The organism is Streptomyces sp. NPDC093071, from assembly GCF_044754545.1.
GTDB lineage: Bacteria > Actinomycetota > Actinomycetes > Streptomycetales > Streptomycetaceae > Streptomyces.
Window position 1 is genome coordinate 199,345 of record NZ_JBIVPH010000004.1, and the last position, 17,061, is coordinate 216,405.

Genomic DNA, 17,061 nt, shown 5'->3' on the forward strand with positions numbered 1-17,061 from the left:
TCAACATGGCATCTGCATTCGAGTACGCGCCGGCGCCCGAGTCCCGGTCCGTCGTCGACATCGCCCCCTCCTACGGCCTGTTCATCGACGGCGAGTTCGTCGACGCGGCCGAGGGCAAGGTCTTCAAGACCGTCTCCCCCTCCACCGAGGAGGTCCTGTCCGAGGTCGCCCGCGCGGGCGCCGAGGACGTCGACCGCGCGGTGAAGGCGGCCCGCAAGGCCTTCGAGAAGTGGTCCGCGCTGCCCGGTTCCGAGCGCGCCAAGTACCTCTTCCGGATCGCCCGGATCATCCAGGAGCGCAGCCGCGAGCTGGCCGTCCTGGAGACCCTGGACAACGGCAAGCCGATCAAGGAGACCCGCGACGCGGACCTCCCCCTGGTCGCCGCGCACTTCTTCTACTACGCGGGCTGGGCCGACAAGCTCGACCACGCCGGCTACGGCGCGGACCCGCGCCCGCTGGGCGTGGCCGGCCAGGTCATCCCGTGGAACTTCCCGCTGCTCATGCTGGCGTGGAAGATCGCCCCGGCGCTCGCCACCGGCAACACGGTCGTCCTGAAGCCGGCCGAGACGACCCCGCTGACCGCCCTGTTCTTCGCGGACATCTGCCGCCAGGCCGGGCTGCCGAAGGGCGTCGTCAACATCCTTCCCGGGTACGGGGACGCCGGTGCCGCGCTCGTCGAGCACCCCGACGTGAACAAGGTCGCCTTCACCGGCTCGACCGCCGTCGGCAAGGCCATCGCGCGCTCGGTCGCGGGCACGGGCAAGAAGGTCACCCTGGAGCTGGGCGGCAAGGGCGCCAACATCGTCTTCGACGACGCCCCCATCGACCAGGCCGTCGAGGGCATCGTCAACGGCATCTTCTTCAACCAGGGCCAGGTCTGCTGCGCGGGCTCCCGCCTCCTGGTCCAGGAGTCCGTCCAGGACGAGCTGCTCGACGCGCTCAAGCGCCGCCTGTCCACCCTCCGCCTCGGCGACCCGCTGGACAAGAACACCGACATCGGCGCCATCAACTCCTCGGAGCAGCTGGCCCGCATCACCGACCTGGTCGAGCGGGGCGAGGCGGAGGGCGCCGAGCGCTGGACCGCCGCCTGCGAGATCCCGTCCGCCGGCTACTGGTTCGCCCCGACGCTCTTCACGGGCGTGACGCAGGCGCACACCATCGCCCGCGACGAGATCTTCGGCCCCGTCCTGTCGGTGCTGTCCTTCCGTACGCCCGACGAGGCCGTGGCGAAGGCCAACAACAGCCAGTACGGCCTGTCGGCGGGCATCTGGACGGAGAAGGGCTCCCGCATCCTCGCGGTGGCGAACAAGCTCCGGGCCGGTGTCGTCTGGGCCAACACGTTCAACAAGTTCGACCCGACCTCGCCCTTCGGCGGCTACAAGGAGTCGGGCTTCGGCCGCGAGGGCGGCCGTCACGGTCTGGAGGCCTACCTCGATGTCTGACGGCAAGGGTTCGATCGGCGGCTCCGCCGCGGGGCGTCTGAGCGTCTTCAAGACCTACAAGCTGTACGTCGGGGGCAAGTTCCCCCGCTCCGAGAGCGGCCGGGTGTACGAGGTGACGGACTCCAAGGGCAAGTGGCTGGCGAACGCGCCCCTCTCCTCCCGCAAGGACGCCCGTGACGCGGTCGTCGCCGCCCGCAAGGCCTTCGGCGGCTGGGCGGGCGCGACCGCGTACAACCGCGGCCAGATCCTCTACCGCGTCGCCGAGATGCTGGAGGGCCGCCGGGAGCAGTTCGTCCGCGAGGTCGCGGAGGCGGAGGGCCTGTCGAAGTCCAAGGCGGCCGCGGTCGTCGAGGCCGCGATCGACCGCTGGGTCTGGTACGCGGGCTGGACCGACAAGATCGCCCAGGTCGTGGGCGGCGCCAACCCGGTCGCGGGCCCGTACTTCAACCTCTCCACCCCGGAGCCGACCGGTGTCGTCACGGTCCTGGCCCCGCAGGACTCGTCCTTCCTCGGCCTGGTCTCGGTGATCGCCCCGGTGATCGCGACGGGCAACACGGTCGTGGTGGTCGCGAGCGAGAGGGCCCCACTGCCCGCGCTCTCCCTGGGCGAGGTGCTCGCCACCTCCGACCTGCCGGGCGGCGTGGTCAACGTGCTCTCCGGCAAGGCCTCCGAGATGGGCCCGCACCTCGCGGCCCACCAGGACGTCAACGCGATCGACCTGACGGGCGCGTCCGACGACGACCTCGCCCGCGAGCTGGAGATCGCGGCCGCGGACAACCTGAAGCGCGTCCTGCGCCGCCGCACCGAGGACTTCACGGCGTCCCCGGGCACGGACCGCATGACGGCGTTCCTGGAGACGAAGACGGTCTGGCACCCGACGGGCAGCCTGGGCGCCTCCGGCTCCTCGTACTAGCCCCGGCTCCTCGTACGAGGAGACGCGCGAAGGGCCCCCGGGGATCGCCCCGGGGGCCCTTCGCCACGTCCGCGCTACGGCACCAGCCCCTGCGACAGCGGTCCGACCACCGGCAGGTCCGCCACGGCCCCGCCCTTGGTGAGGTGGTCGGTGACCAGGTTCGTGCCGACCGGCTTGAAGTCGGCGACCTGGGTGCCGAGTCCGTTGTCGAGGGGGTCGACGCCGGTGTTGGCCAGCGGGTCCAGCTGGAGCCGGGTCAGCGGGCCGAGGGCGTGGCCGACCCCGCCGAGCGCGCCCGCCCCGGCCGCCGCGGCGTCGGTCTGCGTCAGGGAGTCCACCGGCACCGGCACCGGGGCGGCGGCCTGGGCCCCGGCCCCCGCGCCGACCAACGCGGCGCCCGCCGCCGTGACGGTGAGTCCGGCCTTGAGCAGGGCGCTGCGACGGGAGGTGCGGGGGGCTGCGTGACGCGCCATGGCGTTCCTTCCAGGGGGTGTTCGGGCGGACACCGACAGTAGTGGAGGTGTGACGCCCGATACCAACGCCCTCCCTGAGGGTCCCCTGCACGGGGGAATGCCTCACACTGGTGTTCCGTGAGTTCCCAACCGATCCCGACTCGGGTCGTCCTGCTGACGGGCCCCTCCGGCTCCGGCAAGTCGTCCCTCGCCGCCGTCACCGGCCTCCCGGTCCTGCGCCTCGACGACTTCTACAAGGAGCACGACGACCCGTCGCTCCCGCTCGTCGACGGCAGCGCGGACATCGACTGGGACTCGCCGCAGTCCTGGGACGCGGACGCCGCCGTCTCCGCCGTCGTCGAGCTGTGCCGTACGGGGCGGACCGACGTCCCCGTGTACGACATCGCCACCAGCTCCCGCACGGGCCGGGAGGGGCTGGACATCGGCCGGACCCCGCTGTTCGTGGCGGAGGGGATCTTCGCGGCCGAGATCGTGGCCCGCTGCCGCGACCTCGGGGTCCTGGCCGACGCGATCTGTCTGCGCGGCCGCCCCTCGACGACGTTCCGCCGCCGGCTCGCCCGGGACCTCAGGGAAGGCCGCAAGTCGGTGCCGTTCCTGCTGCGCCGGGGCTGGCGCCTGATGCGGGCCGAGCGCGCGATCGTGGCCCGCCAGGCGGAGCTGGGCGCCCATCCCTGCGCCAAGCCGGAGGCCCTGGGCCGGCTGGCCGCCGCGGCGGCGGGCCGTCACCGCACCCCGGCCGCCCGTCCATAGGAACGCCCCTAGGAACGCCCGTAGGGACTTTCCCCGACACGCGAGAAGCGGACCGTACGAGACCCCCGGGCCCGTACGATCCGCTTCTTCTTTTCCCCCGTATCCCCGTACCCCCGTACGGTCCCCCCCGTGTTCCCCCGTCGTTCCCCCGTCGGTCTCCCGCGAGCCCCGTTTCCCCCGTGGGCTCCCGGGGTCCTTCCCCCCGACCTTCAGGCCACCAGCTCGCCGAAGGACTCCTCCTCGTCACGGCCGAAGCTCAGCACCTCGTCCTCGCGCAGTCGCCGCAGAGAGCGCCAGATGCTCGACTTCACCGTGCCGACACTGATGTCCAGGATCTCCGCGATCTCCGGATCGGTCCGGCCCTCGTAGTACCGCAGCACCAGCATCGTGCGCTGGAGCTCGGGCAGCCGGGCCAGCGCCTGCCACAGGACCGCGCGCAGCTCCGTGCCCCGCATCGCGTCCGTCTCGCCGACCGTCTCCGGCAGCTCCTCGGTGGGGTACTCGTTGAGCTTGCGCCGGCGCCAGGCGCTGATGTGCAGATTGGTCATGGTCCGGCGGAGGTATCCGCCGACCGCGGCCTTGTCGCTGATCCGGTCCCAGGCGCGGTACGTGGAGAACAGCGCGCTCTGGAGCAGGTCCTCGGCCTCGAAACGGTCACCGGTGAGGTGGTAGGCGGTGGCGTACAGGGAGGCCCGACGCTCCTGGACGTAGGCCGTGAACTCGGCCTCCGAACAGCCAGGGCGTTCCCCCGTGGCCTCCCCGTACACCGCTCCCCCGTCAGCGACGGCCACCATGTACGGCGCCTTGCGCTGACGTCCGACGCCGCGAACGCACCCCCGTCCGTTCTGCGCGCCGGACTTCTCCGTGCTCCTGACGACATCGTGGAGACGCGTGACAACTGCGCCGGAGTTCGTGCTGTGCAGTGCGTTCATCTCGCGCCCCCCGTCGGCTGGAGTGTGTTTCGGTCCGTGTGCCAAGAAGCTTGCCCCCGGCACTTCATGGCGTTGTCCGCCGACTGTCACAGGCGTGTCACAGGGCCCGTCGCGGAAGCGTGGTCCCTGGCGGTCGAACTCGGACGGCCGAATGAGACAGAATGCTGCCGTGCCTTTTCTGTTGCTGATCGAGGACGACGACGCCATCCGTACGGCCCTGGAGCTGTCCCTGTCCCGGCAGGGTCACCGGGTGGCCACCGCCGCCACGGGCGAGGACGGCCTCCAGCTGCTGCGCGAGCAGCGACCGGACCTGGTCGTGCTCGACGTCATGCTGCCCGGCATCGACGGCTTCGAGGTGTGCCGGCGGATCCGCCGGACCGATCAGCTGCCGATCATCCTGCTGACCGCGCGCAGCGACGACATCGACGTGGTCGTGGGCCTGGAGTCCGGGGCCGACGACTACGTCGTCAAGCCCGTGCAGGGCCGGGTCCTGGACGCCCGCATCCGGGCCGTACTGCGGCGCGGGGAGCGGGAGTCGACGGACTCGGCGACGTACGGCTCGCTGGTCATCGACCGGTCCGCGATGACGGTCACCAAGAACGGCGAGGACCTCCAGCTGACCCCGACCGAGCTGCGGCTGCTCCTGGAGCTGAGCCGGCGGCCGGGACAGGCGCTCTCCCGGCAGCAGTTGCTGCGGCTGGTGTGGGAGCACGACTACCTGGGCGACTCGCGGCTCGTCGACGCCTGTGTGCAGCGGCTGCGCGCCAAGGTGGAGGACGTGCCGTCCTCGCCGACCCTGATCCGTACCGTGCGCGGCGTCGGCTACCGGCTGGACGTCCCTGCGTGAGCCGGGGGATCCTCGCGCGGCTGCGCCTGTCCAGCCTGCGCCTCCGGCTCGTCGTCGTCTTCGCCCTGGTCGCGCTCACCGCGGCCGTCGCCGCCTCCGGCATCGCGTACTGGCTCAACCGCGAGGCGGTGCTGACCCGCACCCAGGACGGGGCGCTCAACGACTTCCGGCAGGAGATGCAGAACCGGGTGGCGACGCTGCCGCTGCGGCCCGGTCAGGACGACCTGCGGCGGACCGCCGAGCAGATGGCGAGCGGCAGCGCGGGCTACCAGGTGCTGCTGCTCGGCGAGCGGGACGAGGGCAAGCCGATCGTGGGCGCCTCGGACCCGGACGACTTCACCCTGGCCGACGTGCCGCGTGCGCTGCGGGACGCCGTGGACACCCGGCGGCCGGTGACGGACGCCAACCCGTATCCGTACCACCTGTTCTGGCAGCGGACGGAGCGGGGCGGGACGCCGTACCTGGTGGGCGGGACGCGGATCGACGGCGGCGGCCCGGCCGGTTACATGTTCAAGTCGCTGGCGGCGGAGAAGGCCGATCTGAACTCGCTGGCCTGGTCGCTCGGGATCGCGACCGCGCTCGCGGTGGCCGGTTCGGTGCTGCTCGCGCAGGTCGCGGCGACGACCGTGCTGCGTCCGGTGCACCGGCTCGGGGAGGCGGCCCGGCAGCTCGGCGAGGGCAAGCTCGACACCCGGCTGCGGGTGACCGGCGCGGACGAACTGGCGGATCTCACCCGGACGTTCAACGGGGCGGCGGAGTCGTTGCAGAAGAAGGTCGCGGACATGAGCGCCCGGGAGGAGTCCTCGCGGCGCTTCGTGGCCGACATGTCGCACGAGCTGCGGACCCCGCTGACCGCCCTGACGGCCGTCACGGAGGTCCTGGAGGACGAGCAGGACTCCCTGGACCCGATGATCGCCCCGGCGGTGGCGCTCGTGGTGAGCGAGACCCGGCGGCTGAACGACCTGGTGGAGAACCTGATGGAGGTGACCCGCTTCGACGCCGGCACCGCCCGGCTGGTCCTCGACGAGGTGGACATCGCCGACCAGATCACGGCGTGCGTGGACGCGCGCGCGTGGCTGGACGCGGTGGACCTGGACGCCGAGCGCGGGATCGTGGCGCCGCTCGATCCGCGCCGGCTCGACGTGATCCTGGCGAACCTGATCGGGAACGCGCTCAAGCACGGCGGTTCGCCGGTGCGGGTGTCGGTGCGGACGGAGGACGGGGAGCTGGTCATCGCGGTCCGCGACCACGGTCCCGGCATCCCCGAGGAGGTGCTGCCGCACGTCTTCGACCGCTTCTACAAGGCCAGCGCGTCCCGGCCCCGGTCCGAGGGCAGCGGTCTCGGTCTGTCGATCGCCATGGAGAACGCCCTGATCCACGGCGGTTCGATCACGGCGTCGAACTCGGTGGGCGAGGACGGGGAGGTGGACGGCGCGGTGTTCGTGCTGCGGCTGCCCCTGGACGCCTCCGGCATCACGAGCGAGGTCAAGACCCGCAGCGGCCGGGGCGAGGGGGAGGAAGCGTGAGGCGCGGCACCTTCGGGCGCACGGCCGGAGCGGTCGTGCTGGCCGCCCTGGTCACCGGCTGCGGGATCAGGACGACGTCGGTTCCGGTGGACGCGGGCGCGGCCCCGTCCCGGGTGCCGTGCAGCACGGCCGAGGAGGGGACGCCGGGGACCGCGGCCCGGGGCGTGCCGGTCCGGGTGTTCCTGGTCTGCGGCTCGCAGCTGGAGACGGTGGAGCGCCGGTCGCCGCTGCCGGAGGGGAAGGCGGACGCCGATCCGGTGCGGACGGCCCGGCTGCTGCTGACGCAGCTGCTCGCCGCGCCCTCGGAGAGCGAGCGGCGGGCCGGGTTCACGACCGCGGTGCGCGGTCCGCTGACGGTGGGCGGCGGGCAGCGGAACGATCCGGCGGGCACGCTGCGGCTGAGCCGACAGCCGGAGGACCTGGCGCCGGTCGCGCTGTCGCAGCTGGTCTGCTCCTTCGCGGAGAGCTCGGCGGGCACCAGCGACCGCACGGTGCTGCTCGGCGGCCCGGGGGCGTACGCGCCGAAGCGCTACCGCTGTACGACGGAGCTGCGCGAGCGCCCGGAGTCCGCCCCGCCGACGGCCCCGCCGCCGACCGCGACGGCCTCGGCCCCGGGGCCGGTCCCGGAGTCGCCCCCGGCGGCCCCGACCGGCTGAGTCGCCGCCCGGCGGAACCGATTCCGCTCCCGGTGACGTCTTGGGGGGCGTGCAGCGTCAAGGTTCGGGCGGCAGTGCCGCCGTGGTCGTCCGCGCGACGGGGTTCGTCCTCCTCGTCGCGCATCTGCTGCTCGTCGCCTGGGTCAGCCTGCGTCCACGGGACGTGGCCTGGGTGACCGCGCCGAACACGATCCCCCTGGACGGCCTCCGGGCCGATCTCGCGCTGGGCTCTGCCGAGGCGGCCCGGCTGATCGGCGAGGGCCTGCTGCTGCTCGCCCCGCTCGGGGTGCTGCTCCCGATGGCCGACGGGCGGCTCGACGTCCCCGGCTGGGCCTCCCTGGTCCGCACGGCCGCCGCCGGGGCCCTGGTGTCGCTCGCGGTGGAGTTGCTGCAGACCGCGGTGCCGGGGCAGGTGGTGGACGTGGACTCGGTGCTCCTGAACACGGCGGGCGTGGTCCTCGCGCACCTCCTGCTCGTTCCGGCCGGGCGGACCTGGCTGCGCCGCAGGTCGGACGCGGGCCGCCCGGGGTCCTCCGGAGGGACCGGTCGCGGCCGGGGTTCCGCCCTGCTGCGGAACGAGGGTTCTCAGGGTGCGACCCCGACGATTTCCAGGGTCCCGATCGCCCGGTAGACCGACGCTTCGTCCCCCTCTCCGGCGGCAGTATGGAGTCATCGGGAGCCCGACGGAGCGGCTCCCGGACCGACTCCGAAGGAGCCCACCATGGCCGCACTCATCCGCCCCCGTGACGGACGCGTGATCGGCGGGGTGTGCGCGGCGCTCGCCCGGCGCTTCGGCACCTCCGCGACGACGATGCGCGTGATCTTCCTGGTGTCCTGTCTGCTGCCGGGCCCGCAGTTCCTGCTGTACCTGGCGCTGTGGCTGCTGCTGCCGTCGGAGCGGAAGGCGGCGCGCGAGGCCTGGTAGAGGACGCCGGCACGCGCCGAAGGGGCGCGCCCCCGGGAAGGTTCCGGGGGTGCGCCCCTTCGGCGTGCGTACGGAGTCGTACGGGGCGGGTCAGCCGAGCGGCAGGCCGTTCAGGGGGAGGCCGTTCAGCGGCAGGCCGCCGAGGAGGCCGCCGAGCGGGGTGGCGCCGAGGCCGCCGGTGGCGGCGTCGAGCGGGAGGTTCTGGGTGGCCTGGCCGGCGGCGGCCGGGAGGGTCTTCACGCCCTGGTCCAGGCCCTGGCCGAGGGCGCCCTGCCCGGCTCCGAGGGACTCGGCGGCACCGTCGGGGAGCTCGGTGAGGCCGTCGCCCAGCGGCAGGGTCTGGGTCACCAGGCCGAGCGCGTCGGGGGCGGCGGGCGCGACCGGGGCGGCGGAGGCCGTGCCGGCGGCGGCAGCGGCGAAAGCGGCACCGAGGGCGACGACACCGAGCTTCTTGGCGGACTGCTTCATCTGAGAATCTTCCTTGGGGAATCCGGGGGCTTCGGGAAAGCCGTGCGGGGAAATCCGGGGAATGGGGAATGCAGAGCGGCTCTGCAACCTAACCAGCGCCGGACCCCTCCGCAAACACCGGAAAGCGGCCGGGTGTCGCGCCTCCCCGGCCGCCTCCGTCCCTGTCCGAGGGCTTCGTTCAGTCCTCCGTACCGGAAGATCCGCTGGTCGCGGCGGTCTGCTGGAACAGCCATTCGGACCGGAGCTCGGCGTAGCCGGGCTTGATGACCTCATTGATCATGGCGAGTCGTTCATCGAAAGGAATGAACGCCGACTTCATCGCATTGACAGAAAACCATTGCATGTCGTCGAGCGTGTAATCGAATGCCTCGGTCAGGAGCTCGAATTCCCGGCTCATGCTCGTGCCGCTCATGAGGCGGTTGTCGGTGTTGACCGTGGCGCGGAAGTGCAGGGTGCGGAGCAGGCCGATGGGGTGCTCGCCGATCGAGGCGGCGGCGCCGGTCTGGAGGTTGGAGGAGGGGCACATCTCCAGCGGGATCCGCTTGTCGCGGACGTAGGCGGCGAGGCGGCCGAGGCGCACCGAACCGTCGTCGGCGACCTCGATGTCGTCGATGATCCGGACGCCGTGGCCGAGGCGGTCGGCGCCGCACCACTGGAGCGCCTGCCAGATGGAGGGCAGCCCGAAGGCCTCGCCCGCGTGGATCGTGAAGTGGTTGTTCTCCCGCTTGAGGTACTCGAAGGCGTCGAGGTGGCGGGTGGGCGGGTAGCCGGCCTCGGCGCCCGCGATGTCGAAGCCGACGACGCCGGAGTCGCGGTAGGCGTTGGCGAGTTCGGCGATCTCCAGGGAGCGGGCCGCGTGCCGCATGGCGGTGAGCAGGGCGCCGACCCGGATGCGGTGGCCGTTCGCCCTGGCCTGCCGCTCGCCCTCGCGGAAGCCCGCGTTGACGGCCTCCACGACCTCTTCGAGGGTGAGGCCGCCCTCCAGGTGCTGCTCGGGGGCGTAGCGGACCTCGGCGTACACGACGCCGTCCTCGGCGAGGTCGACGGCGCACTCGGCGGCGACGCGGAAGAGGGCCTCCCGGGTCTGCATGACGGCGCAGGTGTGCGCGAAGGTCTCCAGGTACCGCTCCAGGGACCCGGAGTCGGCGGCCTCCCGGAACCAGGCGCCGAGCTTATCGGGTTCGGTCTCGGGGAGGTTCTCGTAGCCCTGCTCGCGGGCGAGTTCGACGATCGTGCCGGGGCGCAGCCCGCCGTCGAGGTGGTCGTGGAGCAGCACCTTCGGGGCGCGGCGGATCTGGTCCGTGGTGGGGACGCTGTGGGTCTGGCTCGTCATTGCCGCACTCTAGCCCCTACGCGCGTAGAGCGCCCCTCGTGGCGCTCGCCTTCCCGTTCCGTTCGCCGCGATGCCCCGGGGCGTCGAACGGGCTTGCCGGGCACGTCCGTTCGAAGCGCGGGCGGCGATACGTAACAGTGACCGCGCGTACGGCTGGCGTACACCTCGGCTTCTGAGACTGTTCTGCCATGGCGCACTTCGCACTCGTGGGGCCGCCCGACGCACGGAGACCCCGGCTCGGACGGCCCGTCGCAGGTTCCGGCACGTCGACGGTGGGCGGCGTGGTGCTGCTCCTGCCGGACGGCGAGCCGTCGTCGCGGCGCCGGGCCTCCGCGCGGGCCCACGCGGCGATGCTGCCGCTCGGGCGCGCCCTGGTGCGGGCGGGGCGGTCCGAGGGGCTGGTCGCGCACGTGGTGCGCTACCGGACGCGCGGCTGGAACGGGACGGACGCCGGTCTCGCGGCGGACGCCGCCTGGGCGGTCGCGGAGGCCGTACGGCGCTACGGCGACGTCCCGGTCTGCCTGGCCGGGCACGGGCTCGGCGGGCGGGCCGCGCTGCGGGCGGCCGGGGAGGAGGCGGTCGGCGCGGTCCTGGCGCTCGCCCCCTGGCTGCCGGAGGACGACGTGGCGGCGGAGCCGGAGCCGGTGCGGCAGCTGGCGGGGCGCCGGGTGCTGCTCGTGCACGGCACGAACGACGCGCGCACGGACCCGGAGCTGTCGTTCCGCTTCGCCCAGCGGGCCAAGAAGGCGAACCGGGACACCTGCCGCTTCGAGGTGCACTCGGACGGCCACGCGCTGCGCCAGTACGCGGACGAGGTCCGGGCCCTGGCCGCCGACTTCGTCCTCGGCGCCCTCTTCGCCCGGCCGGTGGCCCGCCCGCTGACCGACGCCTTCGCCGCGCCCCCGCCGCTCGGGCTGCGGATGCCGCTCGCGGCGGGGTTCGGGGGCGCCCGCCGGAAGTAGGCCCGTGCGGTACGGGCTCACGCCGGCGGCGAGGGCTCCTTCGGGAGCAGGTGGCCGCGCCTGCTCAGGAGGAACTTCTTGAAGGCGGCCACCGGGGCCGTGTCCGGGTGGCCGTCGAGCCAGGCGACCCCGATCTCGCGGACCGCGCGCGGGGCGGTGACGGTCAGCTCCACGACCCCGGGCCGGGGCACGGCCGGCGGGGGCAGCAGGGCGACGCCGAGACCGGCGGCGACCAGGCCGCGCAGGGTCTCGGCCTCCTCGCCCTCGAAGGCGACCCGGGGCCTGAACCCGGCCTCCGCGCACAGGTCGTCGGTGATGCGGCGCAGCCCGTAGCCCGGCTCCAGGGTCACGAAGGTCTCGTCGGCGGCCTCCGCGAGCCGCACCCGCTTGCGGCCCGCGAGCCGGTGGTCGTCCGGGACGACCAGCCGCAGCCGCTGCTCGTCCAGGCGCCGGGCCACCAGGTCGGGGGCGTCCGGCACCGGCGAGGTCAGACAGAGGTCGAGGTCGCCGGCCCGCAGCCGCTCGATCATGGCCTCGCCGTAGTTCTGGACGAGGGTGAAGCGGACCCGGGGGTGGTCGACCCGGAAGGCGCGGAGGAGCCCGGGGACGGTCTCGGAGCCCATGGTGTGCAGGAACCCGAAGGCGACCCGCCCGGCGGCCGGGTCGGCGTCGGCCCGTACGGTGTCGGCGGCCCGCTCCACCTCGGCGAGGGCCCGCTCGGCGGCGGTGAGGAAGCGGCGGCCCGCCGGGGTGAGGGAGACCGTGCGGCCCCGGCGGGCGAAGAGGGCCACGCCGAGGTCCTGTTCGAGCCGGACCATCGCCCGCGAGAGCGTCGACTGCGGGACGCCCATCTCGGCCGCCGCCCTGGTCACGTGCTCGTGCCGGGCGACGGCCGCGAAGTACGCGAGCCGGGGCGCGAGCAGCGGTCCCATGTCTTCTTCGTTACTACTCGGTGACAGCCGGGGCTGTGACCTGTACTCATGCGCCATGGGAACGATTACAGCAGTTCCGTGCATTGGACGCATGAAACCTGTCGTCCTACGTTCGTGACATGCCTTCCGCCAGTACCAAGGCGGCCGCCACCCTCGCGTCCGCCGACACCCGTCTCGCCCCCGGTGCCCCCGGCTACCGCCGCATGAGCCTCGCGCTCTTCGCCGCCGGACTCGCCGCCTTCACCCTCCTCTACTCCACGCAGGCCCTCCTCCCGGCGATCTCCGCCGGGTTCGGCGCCACCGCGTCGGCCGCCTCGTGGACGGTCTCCGCCGCGACCGGCGCCCTCGCCCTGTGCGTCCTGCCGCTCAGCGCCCTCTCGGAGCGCTTCGGCCGGCGCACGCTGATGACCGTCTCCCTCGCCGTCGCCGTCGCCCTGGCGCTCCTGGTGCCGCTCGCGCCGAACCTGGAGTCCCTGGTCGTGCTGCGCGCCCTCCAGGGCGCGGCGCTCGCCGGGCTCCCGGCCTCCGCGATGGCGTACCTGGCCGAGGAGGTGCGGCCCAAGGCGCTGATCGGCGCGATCGGCCTCTTCGTGGCGGGCAACTCCATCGGCGGGATGAGCGGCCGGATCGTGTCCGGCTGGATCGCCCAGCTGTGGGGCTGGCGGGCGGGTCTGGCCGCCGTCGGCCTGCTCTCCCTGGCGTGCGCGCTCGCCTTCCGGGCGCTGCTCCCGAAGGCTCGCCACTTCACGCCCGGCACGCTGAACCCGAAGGCGCTCGCCCGGACCGTCCGCACGCACCTCGCCGACCCGCTGCTCATGCGGCTCTACGCGATCGGCGCCCTGTTCATGACGGTCTTCGGCGCGGTGTACACGGTGATCGGCTACCGCCTGGTGGAGGCCCCGTTCTCGCTGCCGCAGGGCGTGATCGGCTCGATCTTCCTGGTGTACCTGGTCGGTACGGTCTCCTCGGCGGCGGCCGGGAAGCTGGTCGGGCGGCTCGGCCGGCGCGGGGCGCTCTACCTGGCGGTCTCCACCACGGCCGCGGGCCTGCTGCTCTCGCTCTCCGACGCGCTCCCGGCGGTCCTGGCGGGCCTCGTCCTCATCACGGCCGGCTTCTTCGCGGGCCACGCGGTCGCGTCCTCCTCGGTGAGCCGCACGGCGAAGACGGGCCGGGCGCAGGCCTCGGCGCTGTACCAGTCGGCGTACTACCTGGGCTCCAGCGCGGGCGGCACGCTCGGCGCGGTCGCCTTCCACGCGGGCGGCTGGGCGGGCACGGTCCTGATCGGCCTGGTCGCGGTCCTCGGCGTCGTCTCGATCACCCTGTACGGCACGCACAGCGCGCGCGTGGAGGCCCGGCGGATCCGTCCGGCGACCGCCTGACGGGCCGTGCTCCCGGCCCCATACTTCCCGGGACGGCCCGCAACCGCCAGACTCCCCCGTACGTCTTCAGGGACAGGACTCCAGGGGGTGCAGAGGATCATGAGGGAAGTCATACGCCGGACGGGCCGGAAGGCGGCCGTCACGGCCGGTCTGACGGCATTGGTGGTGCCGCTGACGGTCGCGCTCGGGGCGGGGACGGCGGAGGCCGCCTCCTGCAACGTGACCACCGGCCCGTACCAGAAGCAGGTGGAGAAGTTCCTGGGACTGAAGGTCGACGGGCGCCAGTCGTCCGCCGACTGCAAGTCCATCCAGGCCTTCCAGAAGAAGCACGGGATCACGCCGACAGCCGGGTACGCGGGGGAGATCACCTGGCGCACCATGAACACGATGCTCCAGCAGCGGGCGGCCGGGAAGAACCCGAACAAGGACCGCAAGTGTCCGACCAACAAGGGCCGGATCGCCTGTGTGGACCTGACCCGGCAGCTGAGCTGGATCCAGGACGGCGCCACGCTGAAGTACGGTCCGGTGCCGGTGCGCACGGGCAAGGACGGGACGGAGACCCGTACCGGCCTCAAGAAGGTCTACTGGCGGAGCATCAACCACTGGTCGACGCTCTACAACGTCTCCATGCCGTACTCGCAGTTCTTCGACGGCGGCCAGGCCTTCCACTCGACCACCAAGTCCATGTGGAACCCGCCGGGCTCGGGCGGCTGCGTGAACATGACGTCCGCCGACGCGAAGGCGTACTGGAACCTGCTGCGGAACGGGGACGACGTCTACGTCTACGGGCGCAAGCCGGGAACGTGACCCCGGCTGTCAGTGGGCTGCGGTAGCTTCGCTCTCATCGGCACCGAACGGGTGCCGATGAGGGTGAGCGGGGTGTGGACCGATGAGCGACACCGTGGTCGCGACGACCGAGGAACTCGACAAGTACCGCCGTGAGCTGACCGGTTACTGCTACCGGATGCTCGGCTCCTCCTTCGAGGCGGAGGACGCGGTGCAGGACACCATGGTGCGGGCCTGGAAGGCGCTCGACTCCTTCGAGGGCCGCTCCTCGCTGCGGTCCTGGCTGTACCGGATCGCGACCAACGTCTGCCTCGACGCGCTGAACGCGGGGAACCGGCGGGCGCGGCCGATGGACCTGACCTCCCCGACGCCGGTGGAGCGGGCGCAGCTGGTGAAGCAGCCCGAGATCACCTGGCTGGAGCCGGTGCCGGACGGGCGGGTGCTGCCCTCGGTGGCGGACCCGGCGGAGGCGGCCGTCTCCCGGGAGACCGTGCGGCTCGCGTTCGTGGCCGCGCTCCAGCACCTGCCGCCCAAGCAGCGGGCGGTCCTCATCCTGCGCGAGGTGCTCGCGTGGCGGGCGAGCGAGGTCGCGGAGCTGCTCGACACCTCGGTGGCCTCGGTGAACAGCGCTCTGCAGCGGGCCCGCGCGACCCTGGCCGAGCAGGCGCCGGCCGCCTCCGACCCGGCGGACCCGCTGGACGAGGAGCAGAAGGCGCTCCTGGAGCGGTACGTGGCGGCCTTCGAGGGCTACGACATGAAGGCGCTGACCGCGCTCCTCCACGAGGACGCGACGATGTCCATGCCGCCGTACGACCTGTGGCTCCAAGGGCACGAGAACATCGTGGGCTGGATGCTGGGCGTGGGCGAGGTCTGCGCGGGCTCCAGGCTGGTGCCGACCGTGGCGAACGGCTCGCCGGCGTTCGCCCAGTACCACCCGGACCCGGCGGGCGGCTTCGGCCCGTGGGCGCTGATCGTCCTGGAGCTGCGGGAGGGCAAGGTGGCGGGGATGGACTTCTTCCTGGACACCGACCGCTGGTTCCCGCTCTTCGACCTGCCGTCACGGCTGGAGGCCTAGGGTCTCGTCGAGTCCGGTCAGCCGGAGCAGGGCCCGCAGCTCGGGGCCCGCTCCGTGAACGCGGAGGCGGTGGCCGTGCCGGGTCGCCGCCAGCTTCAGGCGGGCGAGGGCGTCGACGGCGGCGAGACCGGCGGGCGCGAGCGCGCCGGCCTCGCAGACGACCTCGGCCGGCGGGGCGGCGGCGAGCTCCGCGCAGAGGCGGTCGACCTCCTCCCGCCCGGGCCGGGCGGTCAGGGTCACGACGAGGGACCGGCTGGTGCCCGGCCGACTGGTGTCCACGTCCGATGAGACCGGAGCGGGGGCGGGAACTCATCGGAGGACCCGCTGACTAGGCTCCCGATCATGACTCTCGAACCTGTCGAACTGGTGATCTTCGACTGCGACGGCGTGCTGGTGGACAGCGAGCGGATCTACTGCCGGGTGGACCGGGAGGTGTTCGCCGGGCTCGGGGCGGAGTTCACCGAGGCGGAGATCGTCGAGCGGTTCGTGGGCTCCTCCCACGAGGTCCTGACCGCGATCCTGGAGGAGCGCATCGGGCGCCCCCTGGAGCTCGGCTGGCACGAGCCCTTCCGGCAGCGGTACGAGGACGCGCTCGACGCCGAGCTGACCGCCGTCGAGGGCGTCACCGACGTCCTGGAAGCGCTGTCCGTCCCGTACTGCCTCGCCTCCAACGGCAGCCACCCCACGATCCGGCGGAACCTCGGCCGCACCGGGCTCCTGGAGCGCTTCGAGGACCGGATCTTCAGCGCCCGTGACGTCGCCCGGGGCAAGCCCGCCCCGGACCTCTTCCTGCACGCCGCCGCCACGATGGGCGTCCCGCCCGGTCGCTGCGCCGTCGTCGAGGACAGCCCGTACGGCGTCGAGGCGGCCCGCGCCGCCGGAATGCGCGCCTTCGGCTACTGCGGCGGCCTGACCCGCGCGGACCGCCTCGCGGGCCCGGGCACGGTGGTCTTCGAGGACATGCGGACGCTGCCGGGGCTGCTGGCGGGGACGGGGCTCTAGCCGGTGGGGAAGGTGCCGGTGTCGATCGTCAGGTCGAAGGGGGCGGGGAGGTGGAGTTCCCTGCCGAACTCGACCGCGTCGAGGACCCGGTACAGACCGTTCTTCGGCTCGCCGTAGAGGGTGGCGGTGGGGCGGCCGGAGTGCCAGCGGTCGATGAGCAGGTAGAGGGGGACGGCGGCGGTGGCGTAGGCCTGGAGCTTCACGATGCGGTCGTGGTTCGCGTTGCTCTGCGAGGTGATCTCGACGACGAGTTCGGCGTCGGAGGCGGGAAAGAAGAAGCCCGGCCCGTGCAGGGCCGCCTCGGGGGCGACCAGCAGGTCGGGGACGTACATCCCCAGCAGGGACGGGACGGCGACGGCCTGTGTCTGGTAGACGCCCCGGTCTTCCGGCATGACCTCGTACAAGGAGCGCTGCACCTCGTCGGCGATCAGGTGGTGCCGGGTGTCGACGGGGGGTGCCACGGTGACGTGTCCCGCGACGATCTCCACTTTGCAGTTCCTGGGAGCGTCGACGACCTCCCAGAGGCGCACCAGACCGGGCCAGTCGTCGCCCAGGTCGATGGGCGCGTCGTAACTGTTCACCCGCTCACCTCAACACGCCGAACGGGACCGGTGGGGGTCCACCGGTCCCGTTCGCCTGAACGTGTCAGGCGCATATGCC

Annotated in this window: 20 protein-coding genes; 13 read left to right on the forward strand and 7 right to left on the reverse strand. The window is 72.9% G+C overall.

The features are described 5' to 3' along the window. Positions 1-5: 5 nt before the first annotated feature. Positions 6-1,442, forward strand: coding sequence for an aldehyde dehydrogenase family protein (locus ACIQD7_RS17780; RefSeq protein WP_402442606.1), 1,437 nt, complete (start codon positions 6-8; stop codon positions 1,440-1,442). Then, positions 1,435-2,355: an aldehyde dehydrogenase family protein gene (locus ACIQD7_RS17785; protein WP_402442608.1), complete on the forward strand. Its 921-nt coding sequence runs from the start codon at positions 1,435-1,437 to the stop codon at positions 2,353-2,355. Before ACIQD7_RS17780 ends, ACIQD7_RS17785 begins: the two co-directional genes overlap by 8 nt. Positions 2,356-2,429: 74 nt before the next feature. Here ACIQD7_RS17785 and ACIQD7_RS17790 read toward each other — a convergent pair whose 3' ends face one another. After that, positions 2,430-2,828, reverse strand: coding sequence for a hypothetical protein (locus tag ACIQD7_RS17790; protein WP_121829517.1), 399 nt, complete (start codon positions 2,826-2,828; stop codon positions 2,430-2,432). Positions 2,829-2,945: 117 nt separating this feature from the next. Here ACIQD7_RS17790 and ACIQD7_RS17795 point away from each other — a divergent pair, with 117 nt between their 5' ends. After that, positions 2,946-3,578, forward strand: coding sequence for a uridine kinase (locus ACIQD7_RS17795; protein ID WP_121829516.1), 633 nt, complete (start codon positions 2,946-2,948; stop codon positions 3,576-3,578). 209 nt (positions 3,579-3,787) lie between these two features. On the opposite strand, the gene ACIQD7_RS17800 is transcribed toward ACIQD7_RS17795, so the two are convergent. Next, entirely contained in the window at positions 3,788-4,510 is a 723-nt protein-coding gene (locus tag ACIQD7_RS17800) for a SigE family RNA polymerase sigma factor (RefSeq protein ID WP_381398949.1), read from the reverse strand. Between the two features lie 169 nt (positions 4,511-4,679). On the opposite strand from ACIQD7_RS17800, the gene afsQ1 reads away from it, so the two are divergent. The 5 genes from afsQ1 to ACIQD7_RS17825 all read left to right on the forward strand — a co-directional run bounded on the left by afsQ1 (position 4,680) and on the right by ACIQD7_RS17825 (position 8,464). After that, positions 4,680-5,357: a two-component system response regulator AfsQ1 gene (gene afsQ1 / locus ACIQD7_RS17805; protein WP_017239746.1), complete on the forward strand. Its 678-nt coding sequence runs from the start codon at positions 4,680-4,682 to the stop codon at positions 5,355-5,357. Further along, complete coding sequence (locus tag ACIQD7_RS17810) at positions 5,354-6,883, forward strand: HAMP domain-containing sensor histidine kinase (RefSeq protein ID WP_121829514.1); 1,530 nt, start codon at positions 5,354-5,356, stop codon at positions 6,881-6,883. The genes afsQ1 and ACIQD7_RS17810 overlap by 4 nt, the downstream gene beginning before the upstream one ends. Next, positions 6,880-7,539 carry a hypothetical protein gene (locus ACIQD7_RS17815; protein WP_402442611.1) on the forward strand — a complete coding sequence of 220 codons (660 nt, stop codon included), beginning with the start codon at positions 6,880-6,882 and terminating at the stop codon, positions 7,537-7,539. The genes ACIQD7_RS17810 and ACIQD7_RS17815 overlap by 4 nt, the downstream gene beginning before the upstream one ends. Positions 7,540-7,588: 49 nt before the next feature. Beyond that, entirely contained in the window at positions 7,589-8,170 is a 582-nt protein-coding gene (locus ACIQD7_RS17820) for a VanZ family protein (RefSeq protein WP_121829512.1), read from the forward strand. 90 nt (positions 8,171-8,260) lie between these two features. After that, positions 8,261-8,464 (forward strand): PspC domain-containing protein, encoded by a 204-nt coding sequence (locus ACIQD7_RS17825; RefSeq protein WP_121829511.1) that lies wholly within the window; start codon positions 8,261-8,263, stop codon positions 8,462-8,464. 90 nt (positions 8,465-8,554) lie between these two features. On the opposite strand, the gene ACIQD7_RS17830 is transcribed toward ACIQD7_RS17825, so the two are convergent. Together ACIQD7_RS17830 and ACIQD7_RS17835 are read right to left on the reverse strand one after the other, a co-directional pair. After that, a complete protein-coding gene (locus ACIQD7_RS17830) occupies positions 8,555-8,932 on the reverse strand; it encodes a hypothetical protein (RefSeq protein ID WP_351969195.1) in 378 nt (125 codons plus the stop codon). 178 nt (positions 8,933-9,110) lie between these two features. After that, entirely contained in the window at positions 9,111-10,265 is a 1,155-nt protein-coding gene (locus ACIQD7_RS17835; RefSeq protein WP_402442614.1) for an adenosine deaminase, read from the reverse strand. Between the two features lie 188 nt (positions 10,266-10,453). Between ACIQD7_RS17835 and ACIQD7_RS17840 the strand changes: the two genes are divergently transcribed. Continuing rightward, complete coding sequence (locus ACIQD7_RS17840) at positions 10,454-11,227, forward strand: alpha/beta hydrolase (protein WP_121829508.1); 774 nt, start codon at positions 10,454-10,456, stop codon at positions 11,225-11,227. Between the two features lie 17 nt (positions 11,228-11,244). On the opposite strand, the gene ACIQD7_RS17845 is transcribed toward ACIQD7_RS17840, so the two are convergent. Further along, entirely contained in the window at positions 11,245-12,216 is a 972-nt protein-coding gene (locus ACIQD7_RS17845) for a LysR family transcriptional regulator (protein WP_121829507.1), read from the reverse strand. A gap of 62 nt (positions 12,217-12,278) precedes the next feature. On the opposite strand from ACIQD7_RS17845, the gene ACIQD7_RS17850 reads away from it, so the two are divergent. The 3 genes from ACIQD7_RS17850 (at position 12,279) to ACIQD7_RS17860 (ending at position 15,399) form a co-directional block, all read left to right on the forward strand. Continuing rightward, positions 12,279-13,538 (forward strand): MFS transporter, encoded by a 1,260-nt coding sequence (locus tag ACIQD7_RS17850; RefSeq protein WP_402442616.1) that lies wholly within the window; start codon positions 12,279-12,281, stop codon positions 13,536-13,538. 99 nt (positions 13,539-13,637) lie between these two features. Continuing rightward, the gene (locus ACIQD7_RS17855) at positions 13,638-14,345 is read left to right on the forward strand and encodes a L,D-transpeptidase (RefSeq protein ID WP_121829540.1); all 708 of its coding nucleotides are present in this window, start codon (positions 13,638-13,640) and stop codon (positions 14,343-14,345) included. Between the two features lie 82 nt (positions 14,346-14,427). Next, positions 14,428-15,399 (forward strand): sigma-70 family RNA polymerase sigma factor, encoded by a 972-nt coding sequence (locus ACIQD7_RS17860; protein WP_161374872.1) that lies wholly within the window; start codon positions 14,428-14,430, stop codon positions 15,397-15,399. On the opposite strand, the gene ACIQD7_RS17865 is transcribed toward ACIQD7_RS17860, so the two are convergent. Next, positions 15,382-15,678, reverse strand: coding sequence for an STAS domain-containing protein (locus tag ACIQD7_RS17865; RefSeq protein ID WP_402442618.1), 297 nt, complete (start codon positions 15,676-15,678; stop codon positions 15,382-15,384). The two genes, ACIQD7_RS17860 and ACIQD7_RS17865, sit on opposite strands and share 18 nt — an antisense overlap. Before the next feature lie 63 nt (positions 15,679-15,741). Between ACIQD7_RS17865 and ACIQD7_RS17870 the strand changes: the two genes are divergently transcribed. Further along, the gene (locus tag ACIQD7_RS17870) at positions 15,742-16,401 is read left to right on the forward strand and encodes an HAD family hydrolase (RefSeq protein ID WP_402442620.1); all 660 of its coding nucleotides are present in this window, start codon (positions 15,742-15,744) and stop codon (positions 16,399-16,401) included. Here ACIQD7_RS17870 and ACIQD7_RS17875 read toward each other — a convergent pair. Then, positions 16,398-16,982 carry a Uma2 family endonuclease gene (locus ACIQD7_RS17875; protein ID WP_402442622.1) on the reverse strand — a complete coding sequence of 195 codons (585 nt, stop codon included), beginning with the start codon at positions 16,980-16,982 and terminating at the stop codon, positions 16,398-16,400. The two genes, ACIQD7_RS17870 and ACIQD7_RS17875, sit on opposite strands and share 4 nt — an antisense overlap. Between the last annotated feature and the right edge of the window lie 79 nt (positions 16,983-17,061).

Bases quoted from the DNA above. Each gene is read 5' to 3' on its own strand.
- ACIQD7_RS17835 (WP_402442614.1), bottom strand. From the start codon at position 10,265: ATGACGAGCCAGACCCACAGCGTCCCCACCACGGACCAGATCCGCCGC.
- ACIQD7_RS17845 (WP_121829507.1), bottom strand. From the start codon at position 12,216: ATGGCGCATGAGTACAGGTCACAGCCCCGGCTGTCACCGAGTAGTAAC.
- ACIQD7_RS17860 (WP_161374872.1), top strand. From the start codon at position 14,428: ATGAGCGACACCGTGGTCGCGACGACCGAGGAACTCGACAAGTACCGC.
- ACIQD7_RS17840 (WP_121829508.1), top strand. From the start codon at position 10,454: ATGGCGCACTTCGCACTCGTGGGGCCGCCCGACGCACGGAGACCCCGG.
- ACIQD7_RS17780 (WP_402442606.1), top strand. From the start codon at position 6: ATGGCATCTGCATTCGAGTACGCGCCGGCGCCCGAGTCCCGGTCCGTC.
- ACIQD7_RS17850 (WP_402442616.1), top strand. From the start codon at position 12,279: ATGCCTTCCGCCAGTACCAAGGCGGCCGCCACCCTCGCGTCCGCCGAC.
- ACIQD7_RS17830 (WP_351969195.1), bottom strand. From the start codon at position 8,932: ATGAAGCAGTCCGCCAAGAAGCTCGGTGTCGTCGCCCTCGGTGCCGCT.
- ACIQD7_RS17855 (WP_121829540.1), top strand. From the start codon at position 13,638: ATGAGGGAAGTCATACGCCGGACGGGCCGGAAGGCGGCCGTCACGGCC.
- ACIQD7_RS17790 (WP_121829517.1), bottom strand. From the start codon at position 2,828: ATGGCGCGTCACGCAGCCCCCCGCACCTCCCGTCGCAGCGCCCTGCTC.
- ACIQD7_RS17800 (WP_381398949.1), bottom strand. From the start codon at position 4,510: ATGAACGCACTGCACAGCACGAACTCCGGCGCAGTTGTCACGCGTCTC.
- ACIQD7_RS17825 (WP_121829511.1), top strand. From the start codon at position 8,261: ATGGCCGCACTCATCCGCCCCCGTGACGGACGCGTGATCGGCGGGGTG.
- ACIQD7_RS17870 (WP_402442620.1), top strand. From the start codon at position 15,742: ATGACTCTCGAACCTGTCGAACTGGTGATCTTCGACTGCGACGGCGTG.
- ACIQD7_RS17785 (WP_402442608.1), top strand. From the start codon at position 1,435: ATGTCTGACGGCAAGGGTTCGATCGGCGGCTCCGCCGCGGGGCGTCTG.